Here is a 20,070-nt window from a genome sequence, read left to right as displayed (position 1 = left end):
CCCCGGCCGGGACGGCGGGCGCGAGGGGGGGACCGCATGCGCGGGGAGGTCTCGCTGTTCGTCAGCGGCGACGTGATGCTCGGCCGCGGGATCGACCAGCTGCTGCCGCATCGCGGCGACCCGACCCTCGCCGAGTCGGTGCTCCGCGACGCGCGCGACTACGTCCGGCTGGCCGAGCGGGTCCACGGGCCGGTGCCGCGACCGGTCGACCCCTCCTGGCCGTGGGGGGACGCCCTGGCCCTCCTCGACGAGGCGGCGCCGGACGTGCGGATCGTCAACCTCGAGACCAGCGTCACCACCAGCGACGACTTCGCCGCGGGCAAGCAGGTGCACTACCGGATGCACCCCGCCAACGTGCCGGCACTGTCGGTCGTGCGGCCGGACGTCTGCGTGCTGGCGAACAACCACGTCGGCGACTTCGGCCCCCGTGGCCTGCTCGAGACCCTGGACGTCCTGGGCCGGGCCGGGCTGCGCACGGCGGGGGCGGGCCGGGACGCGGCCGCGGCCTGGCGGCCGGCGGAGCTCTCGCTCGGGGACGGCCGCCGCGTCCTCGTGCTCGCCGTGGGCACCGAGTCCAGCGGCATCCCCCCGGACTGGGCGGCCACGGTCTCCCGTCCCGGTGTCGCGCTCACCGAGCTCACGGACGCGGCGGCCGCCGACCTCGTCGCCGCGGTGCACCGGGTCCGCGGCCCGGAGGACACCGTCGTCGTGTCGATCCACTGGGGGTCGAACTGGGGCGACGACGTGCCGGACCGGCACCGCCGCTTCGCGCACCGGCTGATCGACGCCGGGGTCGACGTGGTGCACGGGCACTCCTCCCACCACCCGCGCGCGATCGAGGTCTACCGCGGCCGGCTGGTGCTCTACGGCTGCGGTGACCTCGTCGACGACTACGAGGGCATCGGCGGCCACGAGCGCCACCGCCCCGACCTGCGTCTGGTCCACCTCGCTCGACTCGAGGCCCGCACCGGCCGGCTGATCGCGCTGCGCATGGTCCCGCTGCAGACCAGACGGCTGCGGCTGCAGCGCGCCGGGCCGGCCGACACCGCGTGGCTGGCCGACGTCCTCACCCGGGTCAGCGAGGGAGCGGCCCCACCGGTCGTGGTCACCGACGACGGCGCACTCGAACTCGGGCCGGTCGGCTAGGCCGGGGCGCCCCGGGCGGGTGCCCGGCCGCGCCGGGCAGGCCCCGGCCGGCGCCTTGACGGCCGCGGCGCGCAGTCCCTAGGGTTCGGCGCCCCGAGAGTTCCGGAAATTTCCGGTAGGTCAGCGTCGACCGTCACGGCTCGGCGACGGCCCGGTCGGGTCCCCACACCCCCGTCCCCCAGGAGCCGCTCGTGCCCCGTCCCCTCGTGTCGTCCCGGTCCGCGGAGCGTCCCGGTCGCTCCCGGCGCCGCCTCGTCACCACCCTCGCCGGCGCGCTGATCGTCACCGCCTCGGCCCCGGCCGTCGCCACCGCCGACCCGGACACCCCGCCCGCCTCCGGCCGCGGGCACGACAGCACCTGGGTCGGCACGTGGGCCAGCGTGCCCACGGCGGTGCCGGCGACCGGGGTCACGACGTTCCAGGACCAGACCGTCCGCCAGGTGGTGCACACCAGCATCGCCGGGGAGCGCGTGCGGCTGCGCCTGACCAACGAGTTCGGCGACCAGCCGCTGCACGTCGGCGAGGTGCGCGTCGCCCTGCGCGCTGCCGGCGCCACCGACACCGACATCGACCCGGCGAGCGACCGCGCGGTGACCTTCGGCGGCCGGACGTCGGTGACGATCCCCGCCGGTGCCCCTGCGGTGAGCGACCCGGTGGAGCTCGACCTGCCCGCCCGGGCCGACCTCGTGGTCAGCCTCTACCTGCCCGAGACCACGCCGGTCACGACGCTGCACAACTTCGCCTACCAGGCGAACGCGGTCGCGGACGGCAACGTCGCCGACGACGCCTCGGTGACCCCGACGGCCGAGCCGGGCCAGTGGTTCTTCCTGTCGGGGGTCAGCGTGGGGACCGGCGACCACGACGCCGGGGCGGTCGTGGCGCTCGGGGACTCGATCACCAACGGCTTCGAGACGCAGGTGGGCGCCAACCACCGGTGGCCGGACCTCCTCGCCGACCGGCTGCAGGACCAGCGCGACCTGCAGGACGTCGGCGTGCTCAACCTCGGCGTGGCCGGCAACCGGCTGCTGCACGACCCGAACCCGCCGGCGGGACACCCGGCCGAGGCCTACGCGGCCTACTTCGGGGAGAGCGCGCTGCGCCGCTTCGACCGCGACGTGCTCGCCCAGCCGGGTGCCGAGCACGTCGTCGTCCTGCTCGGGGTCAACGACCTGGGACACCCGGGGACGTCCGCGCCGGAGTCCGAGACCGTCACGGCGGAGGAGGTCATCGGGGCGCACCGCCAGCTCATCGCCCGGGCCCACGAGCAGGGCCTGGAGGTGTACGGCGCGACGATCCTCCCGTTCCGGGGCGACACGCTCGGGTTCTGGAGCGAGGAGAACGAGGCCAAGCGCCGGGCGGTCAACGACTGGATCCGCACCAGCGGGGAGTACGACGCGGTGATCGACCTGGACGCCGCGCTGCGCGACCCGGCCGACCCGCTGCGCCTGCTGCCGGCCTACGACAGCGGCGACCACCTGCACCCCAACGACGCCGGCATGGCCGCCATCGCGCGGGCGATCCCGCTGCAGCTGTTCCGCTGACCCGCTCCCCGGACCCGAGGGCCCCGGGCCGGACGACGTCCACCCCGGGGCCCTCGCGCGTCCGCGGCGGTCCGGCCGGGCGTGCGGCCGCCACCTCGTCCCGGCCGGGAGGCGCCGGGCGGCGCCGGGCGGCGTAGCGTGGACCCGTGCCCGGATCGGGTCACGCCGGCTCCCTCCGGAGCCGTGGTGCACGAGGTCACGTCTGCGTCCTCCACGACGACGTCGCGGAGTACCGCCGCCGCGTCGTCGCCTTCTTCGCCGAGGGCCTGCGCCAGGGCCTGCGCGTGGTCTACGTCGGCTCCGGGTCCCCCGAGGCAGCGGCGGAGGACCTCGCCGGGCTCGGGGACCCCGACCGGCTGCAGCGCGACGGCACCCTCCAGGTCCTGACGCTCGGCGACGTGTACGGATCCGGCGGTCCGGTGCGGGCCGACGAGGTGGTGCGGCACTGGGCGGCGGCGACCGAGCGGGCCCTGGCCGACGGCTTCCGGGGGCTGCGGGTCAGCGCGGAGGGCTCCGAGCTGCTCCGCCCCCCGCACCAGCGGGACGCCTTCGCCCGGTACGAGTTCCTCGTGGGGCGCTACATGGCCGGCCACCCGATGTCGGCCCTGTGCGGGTTCTCCACCGACCTCGGGATCGACCTCGTGACCGAGTTCGCCGCACTGCACGACCCCGATCCGTCCGGGCAGCCGGCCCTGGGGGTCTCCGCCCATCCCGACGGCGCGCTCGGCCTCACCGGGGAGACCGACCCGGTCGCCGTCACCGCGCTCGGGCGGGTGCTGGCCCGCCTGGGGGCGGGAGCCGACACCGGGACGCTGGTCGTCGACATGGGCGACGTCGAGTACGTCGACCACCGGTTGCTGCGGACCCTCGACGACTACGTCCGGAGGAACGGGGTACGACTGACCATCAGATCGACCCCGCCGTTCGCGGCCCGGCTGATGGACCTGTTGCCGGCGTCCTACCTGCGGCCCGCAGACGTGGGAGCGGAGTCATGAGAACGGGTGCCGCACGGGGTGTGACCGGGAACTTCCACGAGGCCGGCTTCTACTCGTCGGACGAGGAGTTCCTGGCGCTCATCGTGCCCTTCGTGACCCAGGCGACCGCCGTCGGCGAGCCGGTCGTCATCGGGTACGACAGCCGCAAGTGCGACCTGCTCCGGGCGGCGCTGCCCCGGCCGGAGGGGGTCACCTTCATCGAGGACGCCAGCCTCTACGCCTCGCCCGCGCGCGCCATCGAGGCGTACCGCCAGCAGTTCGAGCGGCACGTGGCCGCCGGCGCGGGGCAGGTGCGGATCGCCGGCGACGTCCCGCACGAGGGCAACGGCGGGCGCTTCGAGGGCTGGGACCGGTACGAGTCGGCGGTCAACGTCGTCTGGCAGGGCTACCCGGTGTGGAGCCGCTGCCTGTACGACGCCACCACCGTGCCGGACGCCGTGCGCGAGGTCGTCGGCCGCACCCACCCCCGCCTGGTCACCCCGGACGGCGGCGCCGGCGCCAGTCCGCGGTACCAGGACGTCGCCGAGTTCGAGGGACTGTCGCCGGCCCCCGACCCGCTCGAGGGGACGGCGCCGGTCGTCGACCTGACCGACGTCTCGCTGAAGCAGACCCGGCGCCGCGTCCGCGACGCCGCGCAGGGCCTGGTCGGCGCCACGGCGCTCGACGAGCTGCTGTTCGCGCTGTCCGAGGCCGTCGTCAACGCGCAGCTGTACGGCCGGCCGCCCACCACCGTCCGGGCCTGGACAGGGGGTGGCCGCGTCGTCGTGCACGTGCACGACACCGGCCCCGGGCCCGCCGACCCCCTGACCGGTCTGGTCCCCGCCCCCGACAGCGCGGCCGGCGCCGGGCTCGGCCTGTGGCTCAGCTGCCGGCTCGCCGAGGTCGACGTCGCGCTCCTCACCACCGACGGGTGCACCGTCCGGCTGCGCACCGGCCCGCCGCCGGCCGCCGCGCCGGAGGCCGAGGGCGTGCCGGTCCTGCGCCCCGGCACCGTACGAGGGGAACCCGGTGGCCCGGGCGCCGTCCACGCCGTCGACGGCGACGGCTCGTCGTTCTGCGGGGACGTCCCCGCGACCCGGCTCGACCCGGTCGGCGACCGCTCCTGGTCCGACGTCCCGCCCGGCGAGCGCTGCCGGCAGTGCGAGCTGCTGCTGGACCACCACGGCCTCGTCTAGCCGGCCTCGTCTAGCCGGCCTCGTCTAGCCGGCCTCGTCTAGCCGGCCTCGTCTAGCCGGCCTCGTCTAGCCGGCCTCGTCCAGCCGCGCCCGGGGGACAAGGTCCCTGGTGGGTGCCGGGGAGCCGCCCTACGTTCGGGGCGGCCGAGGAGGCGGCCACCGAGCGCGGCCGAGGAGGCGTCCCATGGACAGCCCCTACCGAGGTCAGGCCGACGTCCACGTCCTGCCCACCAACCTCTCCCTGCCGGGCGTCGGCGTCCTCCCGATCAACGCCTACCTGATCACGGCCGAGGAGCCGGTCCTGGTCGACAGCGGCATCGCCGTCGACGCCGACCAGTTCCTCGACGCGCTGAGCTCGATCATCGACCCGCGGACCCTGAGGTGGATCTGGCTCACCCACGACGACGCCGACCACACCGGCAACCTCCAGCGGGTCGTGGAGGCGGCGCCGGACGCGACGCTGGTCACCCACGCGTTCTCCGCCCTGCGCATGTCGACCTGGTGGCCCGTCCCGATGGAGCGGGTGCACGCCATCCGGGCCGGCGACGAGATCCACGTGGGGGACCGCACGCTCACCGTGGTCGCCCCGCCGCTGTTCGACAACCCCACGTCCCTCGGCGTCCTGGACCGCTCCACCGGGGCGCTGTTCACCGTCGACGCCTTCGGGGCGCTGCTGCCCGAGCCCACGCAGGACGCGGCCGACGTGTCCCCGGAGGCGCTCGCCGGCGGCATGATCGGCTGGGCCACGTCGGACTCGCCCTGGGTGCACATCACGGACGAGGCCGAGTTCGGCCGGGTCCTCGACCGCGTCCGGCAGATCGAGCCCCGGCGGATCTTCTCCTCGCACCTGCCCGTCGCGAGCGGGACGGAACTGGAGGAGTTCCTCCGGGTGCTGGCGCGGGTCCCCACCGCCGAGCGGTTCGTGCCGCCGGACTCCGAGCAGTTCGCCGACATGATCAAGGCGATGGCGCAGGCGCAGCGCGCCGGCGAGCAGGTCCCCGCGACCCCGGCGGCGCCCGGCCCGCAGGGGCCGGGCGTGTCCCCGCCGACGCCGCGACGGCCCAGCTCGCCGGCGGGCGAGACCGTCCCGAGCCCGTAGCCGCACCCCGGGGGTCCCGTGGCCGCGGGACCCCCGGGCGGCTCCGGCCGGCGGCCGGTCCCTCGCGCCCGGCCCGGTGCGACGGGACCATGCGGAGCGTGGGCCGGGAGGTGGACGTCCGTACTGAGACGGTCATCGGCCGTCCCCGGGCGGAGGTGGCCGCCTACGCCGGGGACCCCACGAACGCCCCCGGGTGGTACGCGAACATCGACTCGGTCGAGTGGCGGACCGCGCCACCGGTGGCGGTCGGGTCCCGGATGGACTTCGTCGCCCGCTTCCTCGGCCGCCGGCTCGCCTACACCTACGAGGTCACCGAGCTCGTGCCCGGCGAGCGGCTGGTCATGCGGACGGCGCAGGGGCCCTTCCCCATGGAGACGACCTACACCTGGGAGGCGCTGGGCGACGGCCGGACCCGGATGACGCTGCGCAACCGCGGCCGGCCGCACGGGTTCTCCCGCTGGGCGGCGCCGCTCGTGTCCGCCGCCGTCCGCCGGGCCAACCGCGCCGACCTCGCCCGGCTGCGGGCGGTGCTGGAGGCGCGCTGACCGGCGTCAGGCCGGGACCGGCACCGGCCGGGCGGACCCGGGCCGCGCGGGGGACGCCGGCCGCCGGAAGCCCCGGGCGACCAGGGACACCGCGAGACCCATCTCCCAGACGGTGACCGGGACGGCGCCGGGGAACCCCCACACCGAGACCTGCTCGTAGACGCCGAACAGCACGGCGGTCGACGAGAGGAACACCAGCGGCCCGCCGACCAGGCCGGTTCCCGCGATCCACCGCGGCGCCACACCGCCCCGGTACACCAGCACGGCCAGCAGCAGCGTGGTGACGCCGATGACCAGGCCGGGGCCGACGAGGAACGTCGCGTCGTGCAGCGCCACCGGTCCACGGGCGACGGCGACCGGCGACGCGTCGTCGTCGGCCGACCTGAGCGTGACCACCGCCAGCACGCTGACGATCCCCACGACGATCACCGCCGCCCGAGCAGCCGCCCGCAGACGTAGCCGAGGGCCAGCGCCCGGCCGTGCCGCTCGACGACCGGGTACGCCGCGACCGCGGTGCCGGTGCAGGACGCGACGAGCACGACCTCCAGCAGCGCGGTCCGGCAGCGGCTGCTCTCCGCCCGCCGGGCCGTGCTGCGGCACGCCTGGGCGCGGCAGGCGATCGAGTCGCGCACCCACCGGACGCCGGCCGTCCTCGGCCACACGGGCGCCGTCGCCGGCACCTTCCGCGCCGGCGGGTTCTCCGTCGACCTCACCCACCACCTCGTGCACACCCTCGGCAACCGCATCCGGGGCTTCAGCCCCGAGCTGTTCGAGGAGCCGCGCGACGCCGCCCCCGAGCCCACGCCGGAGGAGCGGCAGGCGATGGCGGCCGAGTTCGCGCGGCGGTTCCCGCACGTGCTGGAGATCGCCACGGCGGCCACCGGCGGCGACCTGTCCGGCGTCGGCCAGGGCTGCGACGAGGACTTCGAGTTCGCCTTCGCCCTGGACCTGCTGCTCGACGGCGCCGAGCGGCTGCACGCGCGCGGCTGGCGCAGCTCGCCGTCCTGACGGGTGCGCGGGGGCTCAGACGGCGAGCAGCTGGTGGACCAGCCGGATCGCGATCGAGCCCTCGCCGACGGCGGAGGCCACGCGCTTGACCGACCCGTGCCGGGCGTCGCCGGCCGCGAGGACGCCGGGGAGGCTGGTCTCCAGCGGCAGCGGGGGACGGCCGAGGGCGCGGACGGCGCCGGCGCTCACGTCCTGCCCGGTCATGACGAAGCCCGCGGGGTCGCGCTCGACGGCCGGCGGCAGCCAGTCGGTGTGCGGCCGGGCGCCGATCATGAGGAACAGCGCCTGGGCGTCCACCGTCTCCTCCGCGCCGCTCGCGCGGTCCCGCAGCACGAGGTGGTCCAGCCGGCCGTCGCCGCCCCCGCCGACGACCTCGGTGCCGGTCCGCACCTCGACGCCGGGCGTCCCCTCGACCTGGCGCACGAGGTAGTGCGACATCCCGGCGTCCAGCGACGCCGCCCGCACCACGAGCGTGACCCGCTTCGCGAACCGCGCCAGGTACAGGGCCGCCTGCCCGGCCGAGTTGGCGCCCCCGACGACGTAGACCTCCTCGCCCGCCACCAGCGGGGCCTCCGACGCCGCGGCGCCGTAGGAGACACCGGCCCCGCGCAGCGCCTCCAGCGACTCCACCCCGAGACGGCGGTAGCTGGCGCCGGGCGCGAGGACCACCGCGCGGGCCACCACGACCCCGCCGGTGTCGAGCGAGACGACGATGCCGTCGGACTCCCGCGCCAGGTCGGTGACCTCCTGCATGAAGGCGAACCGGGCGCCGAACAGCCAGGCCTGCTCGTAGGCGCGGCGCGCCAGCTCCCCGCCGGTCACGCCGCGGGGGAAGCCCAGGTAGTTGCGGATCGCCGAGCTGGAGGTGGCCTGGCCGCCGATGCTGCCGGAGTCGACGACGATCGTGCGCAGCCCCTCGGAGGCGCCGTAGACGCCGGCGGACAGGCCGGCCGGCCCGCACCCGACGATCACCAGGTCGTACCGGTCGCCGGACGGGTCGATCGCCGTCCCCGCCGACCGCGCGATGTCGAGGTCGGTGGGGTCCTCGAGGACCCTCCCGTCGGGCATGACCAGCAGCGGCAGCCGGCGCTCCCGTGCATCGGCGAGCAGGGCGCGGCCCTCCGCGGAGTCGGCCAGGCAGAAGCGGTGCGGCATGGCGCAGCGGCCCAGCACCTCCCGCAGCTCGTACGCCCGGCCGGTCCAGGTCTCGCCGACGACGTCGATGGTGTGCGGCGCGCGGCGCCGCGCCTGCGCCCACGCGAGCAGGAAGCCCGACACCGCCTGGTGGAACTGCTCGTCCGGCGGCGGCGACGGGCGCACCAGGTAGTGGTCGATGCGCCCGCGGGCGATCGCCTCGAGGACCGCGTCCCCGGTCCCCGGGTCCCCGACGTGCGCCCACGGGACGAGCAGGGCGCGCTCGGCGTGCGGGAACCGGCCGCGCACCTCAGCCAGCAGCTCCGTGCCGGAGACGTCCCCGACCGTCTCGCCCGCGAGCACCAGGGCGACCTCCTCGCCGGCGCCCGCGAGCTCGTCGAGCAGGGCGAGCGCCTCGCCCGCCGACCCCCGGCACAGCACGCGGTAGTCCCGCTCGTACCGGCCGCACAGCTCCCGCTCGACGGCGCCCAGCAGGGCCGGGTCGTCGACGGCGATCAGCACCGGACCGCTCATGCGCGCGCAGCGTAGGGAGCCGGCACCCGCGCGGCCCAGGGTCGAGGGACCCGGGACCGGCCGGGGTCAGCCGTGCGGCGGAGTGAGCCGCCGCGGCAGGCAGGCGTTGGTCAGCTCCGCGCCGTCCAGCTGGGGGTAGGTGGCCGAGCACCAGGCCTCGACGTCGGCCTGCGCGGCGAACGCGGCGTCGACCACGGTGATCCAGTACGGGTCGCCGTCGGGTGCGGTGGAGCGCCGGCCGAAGTCGGTGCCCTGCAGGACGTACAGCGCCGACGGGTCGGTCACCGTCGCGAGCCCCGCCTGACTCTCGGCGAGGACGTCGACGGCGGAGAAGGTGTGCGAGCCGTCCTGTGCGGTCTGCAGCGGATCGGTGATGCCGACGTCCTTGGACGCGAGCTGGGCGACCCACCGGCCGTCGAGCGGCACCCGGGCCAGCGACTCCTCCCGCAGCGCCGCGAGCTCGGCCAGCGCGCGGGCCTCGCCGTCGGGTCCGCCGGCGTCCTCCCGCGGCTCGGCGGCCGCGGTGGTGCTCGGCGCGGGCTGTTGGGCGCCGGGGGCGCACGGCGGCAGGTCACCGGGCGCCGGGGCGGGCGTGCACGGGCCGGTGTCGACGCGGGCGGCGACGCCGGTCCACCACGAGGTGGCGCGCATCGCGCCGGCCCACGACAGCGAGACGTGCACGTGGTCGGTGTGTGGGCTGGCGCCGTCGTAGGGCTGCCACCCCCTGGCCGGCGACCAGATCTCGCGGTCCCAGATGGCGTACATGACGCCGAGCCGCCGTGCCGCGTAGCCGGGCTCCCCGTCGGGGCCGGGCGCCGTCAGCCACGCCAGGAACTCCGCGGCGACAGCCCGCTGCGCCGGCACGCCCGCGTCGAGCATCCAGTCGAGCGCGCGGCCCTCCTTGTGCTCGCTGGGCCCGCCGACGGCGCACTCGCGGGAGATCCCGACGCTGCCGGCGCCGTAGTGGGTCAGCAGCGCGTCGGCCAGGTCGAGAGTGCCGGGCTTGGGCGCGGGGTGGCAGACCGCCTGGGCGACGTAGGGGGCCGGCGCCTCGACCGCCGGCGGTGCGGCCGCCGGGGGCGTCGGTCCCGTCGCTCCGGCGGAGGCGGGGGACGTGGGCAGCAGCCCCGCCAGGCCGGCGGCGAGGAGGGCGCCGGCCAGCGCGTGGCGGCGGGGGATCGGGGGCGGGTGCACAGCGTCCTCCACGGTCTCGGGAGTCCGGCGCGGCTCATCCCAGGGGGAGGGTGCGGCGGCGGTCCAGCCCCCCAGTCGCCCGTTCCTGGCTCGGCGGCGTGGCGGCACGCCCCGCACGCGCCACGCGCACCGGTAAGCGGCCGGTCCGCGCCGGGGCACCGGGCAGGTCAGGGCGCCGGGGTGCCGGCGGGGTACTCCCGCACGGGACCCGTCCCTGCCGCCAGGCCGCCAGCACGCCCGACAGCCCGGCCTTGCGGGCCGCCGGTCAGGCGTCGCCGGGCACCCGCTGCCCGGCGCCGGGCGTCCGCGGGGAGCGCACCGGTCCGTCCCGCCGGGGGCCGGCCTGCAGCGTGTCCAGCGACCGGTACATGCCGACGGCGACCGCGCCGAGCGCGACGAACCCCTCGTCGTCGGCCGCCGCCGACTCGCGGAGCAGCGCGGTGAGCCGCCGCAGCGCGGCGCCGGCCTCGCGGACCGCGCCGTCCCCGGCGCCCGCAGGAGTGGCGGCGGCGCTCACCACCAGGGCGAGGCCGTCGAGCGCGTCGGCGAGCAGCCAGCCGGTGCCGCCGTCGATGCGGTCGATGCCGCGGCGGTCCGGGGGCAGGTGGGCCACGAGCGTGGTCAGGTCGTCGACGAGGACGGCGACCCGGTCCAGGGCCCGCGACTGGTCCCGGACCCGCGCGGCGGTGCCGCCCCAGCGCCGGGCCCGCGGGTTGGCCCGCCGGGCGCGCTCGACGACGGCCTCGGCCGCGCGCATCCGGTCCAGCGCGGCGTCCAGGTCCCGCCGGGGCCGCACCCACGCCCCCGGCGCGGGCAGCTCGCCGTGCCGCAGCCCGCCGGCGATGTCGTGCAGGTGCCGGGCCAGCAGCGCCCGGGTGGTCGCGATCGCCCGGACGGCCGCGGTGAGCTGCATCGGCGGGAACAGCACGGTGGTGACCAGGACGCCGGTCGCCGCGCCGAGCAGCGTCAGCCCGGCGTAGGCGACGGCGTAGCGCGCGGGGTCGGCCGCCGTCCCGACGGTGAGCATCAGGACGGCGGCGAAGCTCACCCAGCTCGCGTGCTCCTGCAGCACCCGCCACTGCTCGACGCCGACCGCCAGCGCGACGATCAGCGCGATGGTCAGCGCGCCGGGCAGCGCCTCGGCGGTGAGCTGGTGCACCGTGACGCCCAGGCCGAAGCCCAGCAGGATGGCCAGCACCGTCCGCCAGGCCGCGGCCGCGGAGTCGGCGACCGTCGGGTGCACCGCGATGACCGCGCCGAGCGGCGCGTAGTACGCGTACTGGGCGAACGGCGGCGGCAGCAGGACCGCCACCTGCCACGCGAGCGCGGCGGCCAGCGCCGCCCGCACCGCACGCTGCACCCAGGGCCGCAGCAGCAGCTCGCCCGTCCGGGCCCCCGTCCCCGGGATCCGCACCGCGGTGCGGCTACCCGCCCGGCCGCGCCCGGGCGGCGGGTCCCGCGCCGTCGCCCGCGGGCGCGGGCCCGGCCGTGTCGCCCACGGGCGGGTGCCCGGCCGTGTTCCCGGTGACCCGCACCGACGGGACCCCCGGCGTGTCGTCCCCGCCGGCCTCCACGACCAGCGCGAAGTCCTCGCCGTGCCGGCTGATGCCGTCGACGACGGCCTGCTCGACCGCCTCCACGGCGTAGGTGCGGCGCAGCACCATGGGGTCGGTGCGCACGTCCTTGGCGAGCGAGACGGCCAGGCCGACCATGACCAGCGCGAAGGGCAGCGCCGCGATGATCGTCAGGTTCTGCAGGCCGGTGAGCGCCTCGCCGCCGCCGACCAGCAGCATCACCGCCGCGACGGCGCCCATGACCACGCCCCAGAACACCACCGTCCCGCGGCGCGGCCGCAGCGTGCCCCGCTCGGACAGCGAACCCATGACGATCGAGGCGGCGTCGGCCCCGGAGACGAAGAAGATCGCCACCAGCACCATGACCAGCACCGTCGTGACGGTGGCCACGGGGTACTGCTCCAGCACGCCGAACAGCTGCCCCTCGGAGGTGGCCTGCCCGGCGACGTCCGCGCCGGACCGCTGCGCGGCGATGCCCGCCCCGCCGAAGACGACGAACCACACGAGGCTCACCGCGCTCGGCACCAGCAGGACGCCGGAGACGAACTGGCGGATGGTGCGGCCGCGGCTGATCCGGGCGAGGAACAGGCCGACGAACGGCGTCCACGAGATCCACCAGGCCCAGTAGAAGACCGTCCAGCCGCGCAGCCACTCCGCCGTCGCCGGGCCGCCGCTGGCCTCGGTGCGGGCGGCCATCCGGGCGAGGTCGGCGACGTAGCTGCCGACCGCACCGGGGACCAGGTTGAGGATCAGCACGGTCGGCCCGGCCACGAACACGAACAGGGCGAGGACGACGGCGAGCACCATGTTGACGTTGGACAGCCACTGGATGCCCCGGGCGACACCGGAGACCGCGGACGCGACGAACGCGGCGGTCAGCACGGCGATGATCCCGACCAGGACGCCGTTGCCGACCTCCCCGGCCCAGCCCAGGATCTCCACGCCGCTGCCGATCTGCAGCGCGCCCAGCCCCAGCGAGGCCGCCGAGCCGAACAGCGTGGCGAAGATGGCCAGGACGTCGACGACCCGGCCGGCCCAGCCCTCGGTGCGGCGCCGGCCGAACAGGGGCTCGAACGCCGCGCTGACCAGCTGCCGGCGGCCGCGGCGGAACGTGCCGTAGGCGATGGCCAGCCCCACCACGGCGTAGATCGCCCAGGGGTGCAGGGTCCAGTGGAACAGCGTCGTGGCCATGGCGGTCTGCACGGCCTCGGGGCTCTCCGCGGCCACCGTGCGCGGGGGCGGGGTGACGTAGTGCGCGAGCGGCTCGGCGACGCCGTAGAACATCAGCCCGATGCCCATCCCGGCGCTGAACATCATCGCGATCCACGAGACGGTGCGGAACTCCGGCGTCTCGTCGTCGCGGCCGAGCGGGATGCGGCCGTACCGGCTGGCCGCCAGCCACAGCACGAAGACGACGAACGCCGAGGCCAGCGTCACGAACAGCCAGCCCAGGTTGGACTCGATCCAGACCAGCGCGCTGCTGCTGGCCGAGCCCAGGCCGGCCGGGCTGACGAACCCCCAGGCGACGAACGCCAGCGCCAGGACCGCGGCGACGGTGAAGACGACGCGGTCGAGCCGGCCGTGCGCGTCGGCCGCCGGGGGAGGGGGCTCGGCGATGGCGGGGTGCGGGTCTGCGGGGGACGGGACGAGGGCCGGTCCGGCCTTCTCGTCGGTGTGTCCGGACGATGCGGTGGGGATCACTGGTCTGTGTCCGCGCAGGCGCGGACGTCCCTCCGTTCGGTCGGCTGCTGAGGGACCCTGTCCCCGGCGGGGAGGAGTGCGCGCACGGTCAGCACGCAGGCCCGCGGTCCCCAGCCTCGGTGCAGCCCGCCGGAGTCGCAATCCGGGACCGGCGCCGCCGGGCGGGATGACGCGGACGGGCCGCCGGGTTGTTGAACCTGCAAGCACATCGTCCCTGCACGAGGAGAGCGCCCGCATGACCACCTACGCCGTCACCGGAGCCACCGGCCACCTCGGCCGCCGCGCCGTCGAGGAGCTGCTCGACCGCGGCGTCCCGGCGTCCGACGTCGTCGCCGTCGTCCGCCGTCCCGAGGCCGCCGCCGAGCTGGCCGGCCGCGGCGTGCAGGTCCGCCACGGCGACTACTCGCGGCCGGACACCCTGCCCGCGGCCCTGGCCGGCGTCGACCGGCTGCTGCTGGTCTCCGGCAGCGAGCCGGGGCGGCGGGTCGCCCAGCACGAGGCCGTCATCGACGCGGCGGTGGCCGCCGGGGTGCAGCGGATCGTCTACACGTCGATCGCGCACGCCGACACCTCGGCCAACCCGCTCGCCCCCGAGCACCGCGGGACCGAGGAGGTGCTGCTCAAGGCGGACGTCCCGGCGACCGTCCTGCGCAACAGCTGGTACCTCGAGAACTACACCGCGCAGCTCGACCGGTACCTCGCCACCGGGGAGATCGTCGGCGCCGCGGGGGAGGGCCGGGTGTCGATCGCCCCACGGGACGACTACGCCGTCGCCGCCGCGGCCGCGCTGCTGGCCGACGAGGAGGGCACCGTCGTCCTGGAGGTCGGCGGGCCCGGCGTGACCCTCGCCGAGCTCGCGGCCGCCGTCACCGAGGCCACCGGGACGACGGTCCGCTACCGCGACCTGCCGGCCGACGAGCTCGTCGCGACCCTGCAGGGCGCCGGCCTCGACGCCGGCACCGCCGGGTTCGTCGCCGCTCTCGACACCTCGATCGCCGACGGCGAGCTCGACACCGGCGACGCCGACCTCGCCGCCCTGCTCGGGCGGCCCGTGACCCCGCTCGCCGACGCCGTCCGCGCCGCCCGCGCCTGAGCCCCACGGCCGCCCGGGTCGGACCCGGGCGGCCGCCGGGAGCGGCGACGACTCAGTCCGCGGGCACCGAGTGGTGCTCGTGGCTGACCAGCCAGCGCCCCTCCACCCGGCGCAGGCCCACGGTCAGCCGCACGTCGAAGCCCTCGGTCCCGGCCGCGCCGACCCGCAGCAGGCCGTGCGCGAAGGCGACGCCGTCCCCGGCGACCACGGTCAGCCCGGAGACGTCGAACAGCCCCTCGCCCTGCGCGTCCCAGAACAGCCGCCACTGCCGCAGGTAGTCGCCGATCCCGGTCACCACCATCGGCGGCGGGACGTCGAACAGCACGACGTCGTCGGTGTGCACCGCGGTCACCGCGTCCACGTCGGCGCGCCGCACGGCCTGCGCCCACGCCGCCAGCACCCGGCGGACCTGCACCTCGTCGGAGTCCATGCAGGGCAGACCGCCCGGGGCCGCCGATCTCATCCCCCGGGGTGAGGTCCGCCGCCCGGCTGCACCCCGTCCGTGCCGGTGCCGATCCCCGGGGTGTGAACCCGATCGCGTGCCGCGCCGTGGCGCAGGCCGGCCTGGTCGCGGCCACCGCCTCGGCCGACGACGAGCGCCCCTGGCCCCTGCTGCTGGTGGCCGGCTGGCACACCACCGCCGCCGACCTCGTCCTGTCCGACGCCCGCCTGGCCGCCGAACTCGCCGCCCTGCCGGTCTGACCGTGTCCCGGCCCCGCCGGGGTCGTTGAGCCTCCCGTGATCCCGGACAGCGCCCGCACGGCCGCCCGCCGCGCCGAGGACGTGCTGGCCTGGGCCCCGAGCGGCCGGCTCGCCGTCCCGCTCATCGTCGCGCTGGTCGTCGTCGCCGACCTGGTCGGCGTCGGCACGGTCACCCTGCTGCTGCTCGGCGTCTCCGACGACGGGGACGACGCCGGCCGCGGTCCCACCCTGCTCGCCGCGCTGGCCTACCTGCTCGTCGCGCTGCCCGCGGCCACCCTCGCCGGGCTGCGCCGGCAGCGGGCCACCACCGCCTGGCTGCTCGCCGGCCGCGACCCCACCCCGGCCGAGGCCGCCCGCGCGCTGCGGCTGCCGGTGGACGCCGCGCTGATCGCCGCCGTCGTGTGGCTGGCCGGCGCGGTCCTCGCCGGCGCCGTCGCGGCGGTCACCTTCCCCGAACCGCTGGTCGGCCTGCGGGTCGGCGTCGTCGCGCTGCTCGGCGGCGCGGTCACCGCCGGCGTCGTCTACCTGCTCGTCGCCCGCGCCGCCCGCGCGCTCACCACCCGCGCGCTGGCCGCGCACCCGCCGGCCGGCCGGCTCGCCCTCGGCGTGCGCCCGCGCCTGCTGCTCACCTGGGGCCTGACCAGCGCGGTCCCGCTGCTCGGCGTCGTGCTGCTGTTCGCCGACCCGAGCAACCCCGGCGGGCCCGGCCGCTCCGCCGTCGTCTTCCTCGCCGTCGTCGCCGTGCTCGTCGGCGGGCTGGCCACCCTGCTCACCGCGCGCGCGGTCGGGCAGCCGCTGCGCGACCTGCGGCAGGTGGTGCAGCGGGTCGGTGCCGGGGACTACACCGCGAGCGTCACCGTCGACGACGCCGGCGAGATCGGCCTGCTGCAGGAGGGCGTCAACACGATGGCCGCGGGGCTCGCCGAGCGCGAGCGGCTGCGCGACCTGTTCGGCCGGCACGTCGGGACGACGGTCGCCGCGCGGGCGCTGGCCGAGGGCGCCTCCCTGGGCGGGGAGCTGCGGCCGGTGGCGGCGCTGTTCGTCGACGTCGTCGGGTCGACCGCGCTCGTGCGGCGCACCGGCCCGGAGGGGATGGTCGGCCTGCTCAACCGGTTCTTCGCCGTGGTCGTCGACGCGGTCGAGGCCGAGGGCGGGCTGGTGGACAAGTTCGAGGGCGACGCCGCGCTGTGCGTGTTCGGGGCGCCCACCGGGCACCCGGACGCCTCCGGCGCCGCGCTGCGCGCCGCCCGCCGGATCTGCGACGACGTCGCGCGCGCCGGGGAGGTCGACGTCGGCGTCGGCGTGGCCTGCGGGCCGGCGTGGGCCGGGCAGGTGGGCACCGCCAGCCGGCTGGAGTACACGGTGATCGGCGACCCGGTGAACGAGGCCGCCCGGCTCACCGAGCTGGCCAAGGACCGGCCGGGGCGGGCGGTGGCCAGCGAGGCCGCCGTCCGGGCCGCCGGCGGCGGCGAGGCCGTGCACTGGGTGCCCGACGCCGAGGTGGAGCTGCGCGGCCGCGGCGAGCCGACCCGCACCTACGTGCGCGCGAACACCTGACCGTCGGGGCCGTGCGAGCGGACGACGACGAGCACGTCCTCGCTCTGCAGCGTGCCGATGAGCGGGTCGTCGAAGCGCAGCGTGCGCCCGCCGCGGGTCACCGACAGCACGATGTCGCGCAGGTCGCGCGGACCCAGGCCGACCTCGCCGGAGGACACCACGCGCTGGGAGAGGTCCAGGCCCTGCCCGCCGGTGAGCAGGTCCTCGACCACCGAGACCACCCGCGGGCTGTCGGTGGACAGGCCCAGCAGCCGGCCCGACGTCGCCGAGGTGGTGATGACGGTGTCGGCGCCGGACTGGCGCAGCAGCTGCGCGTTCTCCTCCTCGCGCACGGAGGTGGTGATCGGCACGCTCGGGTTGAGCTGCCGGACGGTGAGGGTGATCAGCACCGAGGCGTCGTCGCGGTTGGCCGCCACGATCACCGCGCGGGCCCGCTCGACGTGCGCCCGGCGCAGCACGTCGGTGCGCCCGGCGTCGCCGACGATGCCGGTGAGGCCGATCGAGTTGGCCTCGTCGATGGCCCGCTGGTCGCCGTCGACGATGACGATGTTCTCCAGCGGCGTGCCGGTGGCCCGCAGTGAGCGGACGGCGCTGCGGCCCTTGGTGCCGTAGCCGCACACGATGACGTGCTGACGCACGCGGGACCTCCAGCGTCGGATCCGGAACTCCTCGCGCGAGCGCGCGGTGAGCGCCTCGAGCGTGGTGCCGATGAGGACGATCAGGAACATGACGCGCAGCGGCGTGATGAACAGGATGTTCACCAGCCGCGCGCCCTCGGTGATCGGCGTGATGTCGCCGTAGCCGGTGGTCGAGAGGGTGACCGTGGAGTAGTAGATCGCGTCGAGCAGCGAGATGCCGACCTCGTCGCCGTCGCGGTAGGAGTCGCGGTCCAGCCAGACGATGAACACGGTCAGGGCGAGGAAGAACGCCGCCAGCACGACCCGCTGCCACACCTGGCGGACCGGGGACTGCTCGACGTGCGCGATCTGCACCCCGGTGTGCGGGTCGTCGCCCGGCCCGTGTCCGCCCATCACGTCCGGCGACGATAGCGAGCAGGGGCGGTGCGCACCGGGATGCCGGCGCGCACCGCCCCGATCGGGTCAGCCGCCGGTCACCGCCTCGCGCTCGCGGGCGGCCAGCTCGCGCTTGAGGACCTTGCCCGCCGCCGACACGGGGATGGCGTCGATGAACACGACGTCGCGCAGCCGCTTGTAGTGGGTGACCCGGTCGTTGACCGTGGCCATCACCGACTCGGCGGTCAGGGCCGCGCCGGCGTCGTCGGCCTTGCGGACGACGTAGGCCACCGGCAGCTCCCCGGCCGCCTCGTCGGGCCGGCCGACGACCGCGGCGCCGGCCACGCCCGGCACGCCGAAGAGGATCTCCTCCAGCTCGCGCGGGAACACGTTGTAGCCCTTGTAGAGCAGCATGTCCTTGGTGCGGTCGACGATCGCCAGGAAGCCGTCCTCGTCGAGGATCCCGACGTCGCCGCTGTGGAACCAGCCGTCGGCGTCGATCGCCTCGGCGGTGGCCTCGGGCCGGTGCGCGTAGCCGCGCATGACCTGCGGGCCGCGGATGCACACCTCGCCGCGCTCGCCGGCGGGCAGCGGGTCGCCGCCGCCCAGGGGCCGGATGGTGATCTCGGTGTCGAAGATCGGCACGCCGACCGTGCCGGCCTTGCGGGTGCCCGAGCGGAACGTCGGGTTGCCGGTGGCCATCATGGTGACCTCGGTCAGCCCGTAGCCCTCGCCGATGACCGCGTTGGGCAGCAGCGCCTGCAGCCGCTCGATCAGCGACACCGGCAGCGGCGCGGCGCCGCTGGACACGCCCCGGACGTGCGACCAGTCCTGCTCGGCGAAGCTTGGCACCTGCAGCAGCGCCACGAACACCGGCGGGGCGCCGCCGATGCTGGTCACCCGGTACCGCTGCGCGTCCTCGACGTACTTGACCGGGTCGAAGCGCATGTGGATCACGGTGGTGGTGCCGCCCATGACCATGCCGTTGAGGTAGCCGATGGCGCCCATGGCGTGGAACCACGGCGTCAGGTTGATCAGCACGGCCTCGCCGAGCCGGGTCGGGCACTCGTCCTCGCCGAGCACCTGGCGGATCGTGACGTCCCCGGCCTCGTCGAGCTCGGGCAGCGAGCCCGAGGTCCAGCACGAGGACTGCAGCACGTTGGTGACCACGTTGCGGTGCGGCAGCTCCACGCCCTTGCTCACCCCGGTCGTGCCGCCGGTGTAGGCCAGGTGCGCGAGGTCGGCGGCCGGGTCGAGCCCGGCGTCGAGGTGCCGGTCGGTGGGGTCGGCGGCCAGCAGGTCGGCCAGGTCGACGTCGGTGGCCTGCAGGCCCTCGAGCCGGGCGGCGAAGTCGAGGGTGTGCGCCTCCCCGGTGACGACGACGGTCTGCACCGGCGTGGCCTCGAGCGCGCCGCGGACGAAGGGCAGCACCTGGTCCCAGGTGACCAGGACCTTGGCGCCGGCGTCGGTGAGCTGGGCGGCGAGGTCGGCGGCGGGCAGCAGCGGGTTGGTGGGGGAGAAGACGGCGCCGGCCATCACCACGCCGTAGTAGACGGCCGGGTACTGGCGGCAGTTCGGGATGTGCACCGCGACGACGTCGCCGCGGCCCACGCCGTGGTCGGCCAGCCAGTTGGCGACCGCGGCGGCCCGCGCGCCGAGCTCCTCGAAGGTCAGCTCGACGTCGTGGTCGACGAACGCCGTCCGCGTGCCCCAGCGGCGCACCGCCGCGCGCAGGATCGACCCGACCGGCACCAGCGGGTACTCCAGCGAGCGGGGCAGACCCGGCGGCCAGCTGGCGGCGGGCTCCTGCGCGGCGTCGGTGGGCGCAGGGTGCGTGGCGGTCATGCGTGTCCTTCCGTCCGGAACAGGGCCTCGTCAGCGTGGTACAGCTCACATCCGCTGTCACGCAGCGGGGGGGGGGGGGGGGGGGGGGGGGGGGGGGGGGGGCGGGGGGGGGGGGGGGGGGGGGGGGGGGGGGGGGGGCGGGGGGGGGGGGGGGGGGGGGGGGGGGGGGGGGGGGGGGGGGGGGGGGGGGGGGGGGGGGGGGGGGGGGGGGGGG

18 protein-coding genes are annotated in these 20,070 nt (G+C 76.6%); 10 read left to right on the top strand and 8 right to left on the bottom strand.

The genetic code is table 11. The features are described from left to right. Positions 1-36: 36 nt before the first annotated feature. The 6 genes from ACI8AR_RS00090 (at position 37) to ACI8AR_RS00065 (ending at position 6,501) form a co-directional block, all read left to right on the top strand. The gene (locus ACI8AR_RS00090; protein ID WP_457049145.1) at positions 37-1,146 is read left to right on the top strand and encodes a CapA family protein; all 1,110 of its coding nucleotides are present in this window, start codon (positions 37-39) and stop codon (positions 1,144-1,146) included. 191 nt (positions 1,147-1,337) lie between these two features. After that, positions 1,338-2,687: an SGNH/GDSL hydrolase family protein gene (locus ACI8AR_RS00085; protein WP_457049144.1), complete on the top strand. Its 1,350-nt coding sequence runs from the start codon at positions 1,338-1,340 to the stop codon at positions 2,685-2,687. A gap of 146 nt (positions 2,688-2,833) precedes the next feature. After that, positions 2,834-3,682 carry an MEDS domain-containing protein gene (locus ACI8AR_RS00080; RefSeq protein WP_457049143.1) on the top strand — a complete coding sequence of 283 codons (849 nt, stop codon included), beginning with the start codon at positions 2,834-2,836 and terminating at the stop codon, positions 3,680-3,682. A 20-nt stretch (positions 3,683-3,702) separates the two neighbouring features. Then, the gene (locus ACI8AR_RS00075; RefSeq protein ID WP_457049142.1) at positions 3,703-4,857 is read left to right on the top strand and encodes an anti-sigma factor RsbA family regulatory protein; all 1,155 of its coding nucleotides are present in this window, start codon (positions 3,703-3,705) and stop codon (positions 4,855-4,857) included. A 184-nt stretch (positions 4,858-5,041) separates the two neighbouring features. Further along, positions 5,042-5,956, top strand: a complete 915-nt coding sequence (locus ACI8AR_RS00070; RefSeq protein WP_457049141.1) for an MBL fold metallo-hydrolase — start codon at positions 5,042-5,044, stop codon at positions 5,954-5,956. A 98-nt stretch (positions 5,957-6,054) separates the two neighbouring features. Continuing rightward, positions 6,055-6,501, top strand: a complete 447-nt coding sequence (locus ACI8AR_RS00065; protein WP_457049140.1) for an SRPBCC family protein — start codon at positions 6,055-6,057, stop codon at positions 6,499-6,501. A 6-nt stretch (positions 6,502-6,507) separates the two neighbouring features. Here ACI8AR_RS00065 and ACI8AR_RS00060 read toward each other — a convergent pair whose 3' ends face one another. Further along, complete coding sequence (locus ACI8AR_RS00060) at positions 6,508-6,921, bottom strand: DUF4386 domain-containing protein (protein ID WP_457049139.1); 414 nt, start codon at positions 6,919-6,921, stop codon at positions 6,508-6,510. A gap of 99 nt (positions 6,922-7,020) precedes the next feature. On the opposite strand from ACI8AR_RS00060, the gene ACI8AR_RS00055 reads away from it, so the two are divergent. Next, positions 7,021-7,509: a TetR/AcrR family transcriptional regulator C-terminal domain-containing protein gene (locus ACI8AR_RS00055; protein ID WP_457049138.1), complete on the top strand. Its 489-nt coding sequence runs from the start codon at positions 7,021-7,023 to the stop codon at positions 7,507-7,509. Positions 7,510-7,524: 15 nt separating this feature from the next. On the opposite strand, the gene ACI8AR_RS00050 is transcribed toward ACI8AR_RS00055, so the two are convergent. The 4 genes from ACI8AR_RS00050 to ACI8AR_RS00035 all read right to left on the bottom strand — a co-directional run bounded on the left by ACI8AR_RS00050 (position 7,525) and on the right by ACI8AR_RS00035 (position 13,646). Beyond that, positions 7,525-9,177 carry an FAD-dependent oxidoreductase gene (locus ACI8AR_RS00050; protein ID WP_457049137.1) on the bottom strand — a complete coding sequence of 551 codons (1,653 nt, stop codon included), beginning with the start codon at positions 9,175-9,177 and terminating at the stop codon, positions 7,525-7,527. Positions 9,178-9,243: 66 nt separating this feature from the next. Further along, entirely contained in the window at positions 9,244-10,371 is a 1,128-nt protein-coding gene (locus ACI8AR_RS00045) for a hypothetical protein (protein WP_457049136.1), read from the bottom strand. Between the two features lie 265 nt (positions 10,372-10,636). After that, a complete protein-coding gene (locus tag ACI8AR_RS00040; protein ID WP_457049135.1) occupies positions 10,637-11,785 on the bottom strand; it encodes an FUSC family protein in 1,149 nt (382 codons plus the stop codon). Positions 11,786-11,795: 10 nt separating this feature from the next. Continuing rightward, the gene (locus ACI8AR_RS00035) at positions 11,796-13,646 is read right to left on the bottom strand and encodes a BCCT family transporter (protein ID WP_457049134.1); all 1,851 of its coding nucleotides are present in this window, start codon (positions 13,644-13,646) and stop codon (positions 11,796-11,798) included. Between the two features lie 235 nt (positions 13,647-13,881). Here ACI8AR_RS00035 and ACI8AR_RS00030 point away from each other — a divergent pair, with 235 nt between their 5' ends. Next, the gene (locus tag ACI8AR_RS00030; RefSeq protein ID WP_457049133.1) at positions 13,882-14,739 is read left to right on the top strand and encodes an SDR family oxidoreductase; all 858 of its coding nucleotides are present in this window, start codon (positions 13,882-13,884) and stop codon (positions 14,737-14,739) included. A 52-nt stretch (positions 14,740-14,791) separates the two neighbouring features. Here the strand turns inward: ACI8AR_RS00030 and ACI8AR_RS00025 are convergent, their stop codons facing one another. After that, positions 14,792-15,169: a YybH family protein gene (locus ACI8AR_RS00025; protein WP_457049132.1), complete on the bottom strand. Its 378-nt coding sequence runs from the start codon at positions 15,167-15,169 to the stop codon at positions 14,792-14,794. A 95-nt stretch (positions 15,170-15,264) separates the two neighbouring features. Here ACI8AR_RS00025 and ACI8AR_RS00020 point away from each other — a divergent pair, with 95 nt between their 5' ends. Next, positions 15,265-15,441, top strand: coding sequence for a hypothetical protein (locus ACI8AR_RS00020; RefSeq protein WP_456938690.1), 177 nt, complete (start codon positions 15,265-15,267; stop codon positions 15,439-15,441). Between the two features lie 36 nt (positions 15,442-15,477). After that, complete coding sequence (locus ACI8AR_RS00015; protein WP_457049131.1) at positions 15,478-16,998, top strand: adenylate/guanylate cyclase domain-containing protein; 1,521 nt, start codon at positions 15,478-15,480, stop codon at positions 16,996-16,998. Here the strand turns inward: ACI8AR_RS00015 and ACI8AR_RS00010 are convergent. Together ACI8AR_RS00010 and ACI8AR_RS00005 are read right to left on the bottom strand one after the other, a co-directional pair. Continuing rightward, a complete protein-coding gene (locus tag ACI8AR_RS00010; RefSeq protein WP_457049556.1) occupies positions 16,977-18,029 on the bottom strand; it encodes a potassium channel family protein in 1,053 nt (350 codons plus the stop codon). The genes ACI8AR_RS00015 and ACI8AR_RS00010 overlap by 22 nt on opposite strands. Before the next feature lie 69 nt (positions 18,030-18,098). Then, complete coding sequence (locus tag ACI8AR_RS00005) at positions 18,099-19,856, bottom strand: class I adenylate-forming enzyme family protein (protein ID WP_457049130.1); 1,758 nt, start codon at positions 19,854-19,856, stop codon at positions 18,099-18,101. Positions 19,857-20,070: the final 214 nt, after the last annotated feature.

This window comes from Geodermatophilus sp. SYSU D01036, from assembly GCF_054050435.1.
Note: the sequence above shows the minus strand (reverse complement) of the source record. Positions and strands in the feature narration are given on the sequence as shown.